This is a genomic window from Streptomyces sp. NPDC059009, from assembly GCF_042740175.1.
GTDB lineage: Bacteria > Actinomycetota > Actinomycetes > Streptomycetales > Streptomycetaceae > Streptomyces.
This window is the reverse complement of record NZ_JBHYJB010000096.1, coordinates 1-5,838: the sequence shown is the minus strand read 5'-3', so window position 1 is coordinate 5,838 and position 5,838 is coordinate 1. Positions and strand designations below refer to the sequence as shown.

Annotated in this window: 6 protein-coding genes; all 6 read right to left on the bottom strand. The window is 74.2% G+C overall.

The features are described 5' to 3' along the window. Nucleotides 1-125: 125 nt before the first annotated feature. Nucleotides 126-905 carry a methyltransferase domain-containing protein gene (locus ACFWYM_RS44860; protein ID WP_384851349.1) on the bottom strand — a complete coding sequence of 260 codons (780 nt, stop codon included), beginning with the start codon at nucleotides 903-905 and terminating at the stop codon, nucleotides 126-128. Between the two features lie 134 nt (nucleotides 906-1,039). Continuing rightward, on the bottom strand, nucleotides 1,040-1,420 hold the full coding sequence (locus ACFWYM_RS44855) for a DUF1801 domain-containing protein (protein ID WP_384851348.1): 381 nt from the start codon (nucleotides 1,418-1,420) through the stop codon (nucleotides 1,040-1,042). 74 nt (nucleotides 1,421-1,494) lie between these two features. Next, on the bottom strand, nucleotides 1,495-2,796 hold the full coding sequence (locus ACFWYM_RS44850; protein ID WP_384851347.1) for a pyridoxal-phosphate dependent enzyme: 1,302 nt from the start codon (nucleotides 2,794-2,796) through the stop codon (nucleotides 1,495-1,497). Nucleotides 2,797-2,828: 32 nt separating this feature from the next. Beyond that, complete coding sequence (locus ACFWYM_RS44845; RefSeq protein ID WP_384851346.1) at nucleotides 2,829-3,287, bottom strand: universal stress protein; 459 nt, start codon at nucleotides 3,285-3,287, stop codon at nucleotides 2,829-2,831. Nucleotides 3,288-3,321: 34 nt separating this feature from the next. After that, nucleotides 3,322-4,578, bottom strand: a complete 1,257-nt coding sequence (locus ACFWYM_RS44840; RefSeq protein WP_384851350.1) for an SLC13 family permease — start codon at nucleotides 4,576-4,578, stop codon at nucleotides 3,322-3,324. A gap of 75 nt (nucleotides 4,579-4,653) precedes the next feature. After that, a partial coding sequence (locus tag ACFWYM_RS44835; protein ID WP_384851345.1) for an MFS transporter occupies nucleotides 4,654-5,838 on the bottom strand: 1,185 nt, incomplete at its 5' end.

Here is a 5,838-nt window from a genome sequence, read left to right as displayed (position 1 = left end):
CACCCGCTTCGACAAACGAGCCACCCACTACCAAGCCATGGTCACCCTCGCCTGCCTGCGACTCTGGCTGCCATGACTTTGCGGACACGACCTAGGGCCGTTTGCGGAGCCGACGGCCGCTTGGCTCAGGGCTTACGCGTCGCGACGACGCTGACCAGCGTGAACGACGCGAAGAACGGCCCCTCCGCGAGCGAGGCGAACCACTCCCGGCCACGCTCCTCCGCCACGAAGCCCGCCTCGACGGCCCGCCGCATGTTCCGGCCCAGGCCCAGCGAGTGGTCGGCGTCCCGCAGGTCGCGGAAGACCGGCGTCGTCGCCCACACCGCCTCGACGGTGAAGCCCGCCGCCTCCGTGAGCCGGGCGAGGCGGCGCCCGACGGTCGCGTTACGCACCGCGCGGGAGACCGTGAAGCGCGTGAAGGCCCGGCTCGTCTCCAGGTCGTCGGCGTCGACGACGAGGGTGTCCCAGTCGGGTTCGGCGAGGGCGATCCGGGCGCCGGGGCGGGTGGCCCGGCGCAGCTGCGCCAGCACGTCGGCGGGCACGTCCACGTGCATGAGGACCCGGTCGGCCCTGGCCCGGTCCACGGTGCCCCGCTCGACGGGGAGGTCGTGGGCGTCCCCCTCGACGACGGTCACGCCCGCGAGCCGCTCCGTGCGGGCGCGGGCGGCGGCGAGCATGTCCGGGTCCCGGTCGACGCCGATGACCGTACCGCTCGCCCCGGCGCGCTCGGCCAGCGACGGCAGATCGGCGCCGGGGCCGCAGCCGACGTCCAGCACGGTGTGGCCCGCCCGGACGTCCAACTGGTCGAGCAGGTCCCGCTTGTACGCGCGTCCCGCGTCGTGCGCGGCGGCGCGCAGCATGTAGGCGGCCGGGTCGGGGGTCGGTACACCGAGAGTCGTCGACATGGCCGTGAGTCAACACGCCCGAGCGCGCCGCACGCCAGGCCGCAGCACGCCGGGCCCCAGCGCGCGAGTCCGCAGCGGGCCACACCGCGCCGCACCGCTCGCTCCGCCCCGGCACGCCGCCCGGCGCATCCCGCTCAGGCCCGGACCCAGCGCCCCACCAGGTCGAGGAAGGCCGCCTCGTGGGCCTGGGCATCGGCCAGGTCCTGGAACGTGACCACGGCGCGGTCGCTGGAGCGCCACTTCATCAGGCCGGTGTCGTCGGGGAAGACGAACTCGGCGTCGCCGTCCTTCACCTTGGCGCCCCGGTGGAAGATGAGCTGGACGTCCTTGGCCTTCAGCTGGAACGTGACCCGGTCGACGCCGTCGTGGCAGAAGCTGGGCGCGTTCCACTTCACCTGCTCGGTGAGGCCGGGTTCCGCCTTCAGGACGGCGGCGCGCAGATATGCGACGGCCTCCTTCTGCGGGTGCTCGACCGTCTCCATGAACTGGTCGACCTTCGGGTTCTGGTTCGTCATGGTGCCGTGGCCCTCACAGTGATGTGGACGGCATGCGTCGTGATGCGGATGACATGCCTCAGAAACTGGACATTTCACCATAGCCCCACCGCCCGCAGCCGACTCCGCACCCCCTCCCAGCTCGGCTCCACGGGCTCCGAGGTGCGCGTCCCGACGGAGCGGTCCTTGAAGCCGCTCGACGTGGCGACGCACACCACCGGGCCTTCGAGGTCCGCGAGCGCATCGCCCGACGCGTCGCGCATGCTCCGGAGCCCCGCCAGGCCCGCCGCCCCCGAGAGCTCCGTCCACAGCCCTTGGCGCGCCAACTCCCCCTGTGCCGCATACATCTGACGGTCACTCACGAGCACCCCGCGGCCACCGCTCTCGCGCACCGCGAGGACACCCCGGTAACTGCCCACGGGGCAGTCGATGCCGTACGCGTCGGTGGGGCCGACCTCGACCTGGGCGGCCGGGGTGCCGGCGCGCAGGGCCGCGGTGAGGGGGCCGCCCGCGGCGGGCTCGCAGGCGTAGAGGCTCGGGACGCGGTCCGTGACGCCGAGGCGGCGCAGTTCGGTGAAGCCCTTCCAGACGCCGAAGAGCATCTCTCCGTAGCCGGTGGGCACGAACACGGCCGCGGGGACGCCGAGTTCGCCGACGATCTCGTACGCGATGGTCTTGTAGCCCTCGGGGCCGAAGGGATGCCCGGTGTGCGCGGGCTCGGTCTGGTTGGAGACGGGGTGCAGGCCGAGGCGGTCCACCAGTTCGCGCAGCAGCGGCCAGCGGGTGTGCGTCGGGACGGGGAGCACCACCGCCCCGTACGCGTGGAGGAAGGAGTCGACCGCGGGCGGGAGGTCCGGCGAGGTCAGGACCACGCAGCGGAGCCCGGCGCGGGCGGCGTACGCGGCGGCGGACGCCCCGTGGTTGCCGGAGGAGGCGACCACGATCCCCGGGGCGCCGACACCGGCGGCCGCGCTGACCGTGCAGCGGTTGAGCCGGTCCTTGTGGCTCCATGTGGGGTTGCGGGACTCGTCCTTGATGTGGATGCCGTCGCCGAGGTCGATCAGCGGGGTGCCGCCCTCGCCGAGGCCGGGGGCCAGGAGCGGCGGGAGCAGCTGCTGCCAGCGGTCGTGGCCCCGGCCGCCGCTTCCGCGCCCGGCGCCGACGGTCCCGGGCCGGCCGAAGACGTCCGTGTCGGCCTTCTCGTACGCGTAGTCCACGTCGAGCGGGTACGCCATCGTGGCGGTGCTCGTGACGGGGCAGCCCGCGGTGAGCGGCGGCCAGAGCGGGAAGCGGGACTCGGGGTCGCCGAGCGAGCGCTGGTGGGTGGCGAGGGAGGTGGTGGTCGAGTTCGTCGGGGGCGTCCGGGGCGTCGGGGGCTTCGCGTCTGTCGAGGTCACGTCTGGGGAGCCTACGGGGGCCCACCGGGGACCTACTGGCCCTGTGGAGCCGTGGGCCACACCAGCAGGACCGGGCAGGGGGCGTGGTCGACGACGAAGCGGGTGGGTGGGGCGAGGCTGCGCGGGCCGGGGTGGGCGGCGTCGCCGTCGCGGGCGCAGATGAGCAGGTCGGCGTTGTCGGCGGCGAGCACGACCTGTTGTTCGGGGCGGCCGTGCAGGACGAGGTGGCGGGCGGGGCGGCCGAGGCGCTGTTCGGCGCGGGCGAGGAGGTCGTCGGCCGCCGTCGCGGAGAGGTGCTCGACGCGGGTGCCGGGGTCGCGGGCGGGGTGGCCGCGGCCGAGGAGTCCGGCGAACGCGCCGTGCGCGGCCTCGGCCGCCGTGTCGTCGGTGAGATGCAGGAGGACCAGGTCAGGGTCGGCGGCGGCGCGTTCGCGGGCCGCGTCGACGCAGGCGGGCCAGGTGCCCTCGGTGATCCAGATGATGACGCTCATGGGTGCGGTCGGCCTCCGGTGCTCATGAGTGCGGTCAGCCTCCGATGGTGTGCAGGGCCGCCCACAGCGCGGTGGTGGACGCGACCAGTGTGGCGGGAACGGTCAGCAGTCCGAGGCGGGTGAAGTCGCCGAGTGCGGGCGCGTCGTCGTGCTCGTGCAGGATGCGCCGCCACAGCAGGGTCGCGAGGGAACCGACGTACGTCAGGTTCGGGCCGAGGTTGACGCCGATGAGGACGGCGAGCACCGGGCCGGGCCCGCCGGCGGCGGCGACCGGCAGCAGGGCGAGGACGGCGGGCAGGTTGTTGATGAGGTTCGCCAGGGCCGCGGCGAGCGCGGTGGCGGCGAGCAGCGCCGGGAAGGAGTCCCCGTCGGGCAGGGCGTGGCCGATCACGGTGCCGAGGCCGTTGTCGACCACGGCCTTGACGACGATGCCGAGCGCCAGCACGAACAGGCAGAACGGCAGCCCCGCCGCGGTGACGAGTGCGCGCGGCGTGGTCCGGCGCCGGGCCAGGGCGCGGACGGCGAGGACGAGCGCGCCGCCGAGGGCCGCCCAGGCCGGGTCGACCCCGGCGAACGACGTCACCACGAACCCGCCGAGCGTCAGGCACAGCACGACGACGGTGAAGACGGGGAGTTGAGGGCGGCCGACGGCGGGCGGCTGCGGCACGCTCGCCGTCAGATCGGTGCGGAAGAAGCGGCGGAAGACGGCGTACTCGACGGCGATGGCGGCCAGCCACGGCAGCGCCATCAGCGCCGCGAACCGGGTGAAGGAGAGCCCGCTGGCGGCGAGGGCGAGGAGGTTGGTGAGGTTGGAGACGGGCAGCAGCAGCGACGCGGAGTTGGCCAGGTGCGCGGTGGCGTAGACGTGCGGCCGGGCCCGCACCCCGGCCCGCGCGGCCGTCGCGAAGACGACCGGGGTGAGCAGCACGACTGTCGCGTCGAGGCTGAGCACGGCCGTGATGACGGCGGCGACGGCGAACACCCCGCCGAGCAGCCGCCGCGGGCTGCCCCCGCACACCCGCGCGACGGCGTCGCCCGCCGCCGCGAACAGCCCGTCGTCGTCGCAGAGTTGGGCGAGGACCAGGACGGCGGCGAGGAAGCCGACCACGGGAAGGAGCTCGCGGGTCTGCTGCCACGCCTCGTCCGGCGACACCGCGCCGAGGCCGACCAGGAGGCCCGCCGCGGGCACCGCCGCCACCGCCTCCGGCAGTCCCCGCGGGCGGACGACGGCGAAGCCGAGCACCCCCGCCAGCAGTACGGCCGACACGATCTCGGCGGCGACGGTACTCAGGGCCTGCCTCCCGGTGGCGCGCGGCCCGGCCGGACCCTGCTGTCCGCCGTGTCACCGCCGGTGACGCCCGCGCGGTCACCTGCGCACATTCTCCGTCACGGAGGTGTGGTCCTCGTTGCGGGCACGAGGGCCGGGGTCGGGTGTGCGGTACGGGATGGTCAGCGTGATCGCGGCGGCGAGGAGGGCGACGCCGCAGCCGATCAGCATGCCGGTGCGGAAGGCGTCCTCGGAGGGCAGGCGCACGGGGCCGGCGTCCACGGTCATCTGGGAGAGGACCACGCCGACGACGGCCGCGGAGACCGAGGTGCCGATGGAGCGCATCAGGGTGTTGAAGCTGTTGGCGGCGGCCGTCTCCGACTGCGGGACCGCGCCCATGATGAGGGCGGGCATGGCGCCGTAGGCGAGGCCGACGCCGCCGTTGATCACCATCATCACGGCCATCAACGTCCACTCGGAGCCCATCATCCCGACGGACAGGCCATAGCCCGCGGAGATGACGAGGCAGCCGAGGAGCAGCGTGACCTTCGGGCCGTGCTTCGTGGTGAGCTTCCCGCCGAGCGGGGCGACGGCCATCATCATCAGGCCCGACGGCGCCATCAGCAGACCCATGGCCATCATCGACCTGCCCAGTCCGTAGCCGGTCTCCTCGGGCAGCTGCAGGAGCTGCGGGGCGATGAGCGCCGAGGCGTACATCGCGAAGCCGACGACCACCGACGCGACGTTGGTGAGCAGGACCTGAGGGCGCGCGGTGGTGCGCAGGTCGACCATCGGCTCGCTCTGCCGCAGCTCCCACCAGCCCCATGCGAGCAGGACGACGACGGCGGCCGCGAACAGGCCGAGCGTGGTGCCGCTCCCCCATCCCCAGTCGGCGCCCTTCGACACCGCGAGCAGCAGCGACACGAGCCCCGCGCCCAGGCCGACGGCGCCGACATGGTCGAAGCCGCCGTGCGCCGCGCGCGGTTGCTCGGTGTCGGGGACGGCCACGCGGATCAGGACGGCCACCGCCAGGCTGAGCGCGCCGGACACCCAGAACAGCACGCGCCAGCTGCCGTAGTCGGCGATCGCCGAGGCGAAGGGCAGGCCGAGCGCACCGCCGATGCCGAGCGAGGCGCTCATCAGCGCGATGGAGGTGGTGAGCCGCTCCGGCGGCAGCAGGTCGCGCAGGGCGCTGATGCCGAGCGGGACCAGCCCCATGCCCATGCCCTGCAGACCACGGCCGATGATCATCGTCGGCAGGTCGGCGGCGAGGGCGGCGACCAC

Coding starts and splice junctions, on each gene's coding strand:
- ACFWYM_RS44860 (WP_384851349.1), bottom strand. CDS start 905: ATGTCGACGACTCTCGGTGTACCGACCCCCGACCCGGCCGCCTACATG.
- ACFWYM_RS44855 (WP_384851348.1), bottom strand. CDS start 1,420: ATGACGAACCAGAACCCGAAGGTCGACCAGTTCATGGAGACGGTCGAG.
- ACFWYM_RS44845 (WP_384851346.1), bottom strand. CDS start 3,287: ATGAGCGTCATCATCTGGATCACCGAGGGCACCTGGCCCGCCTGCGTC.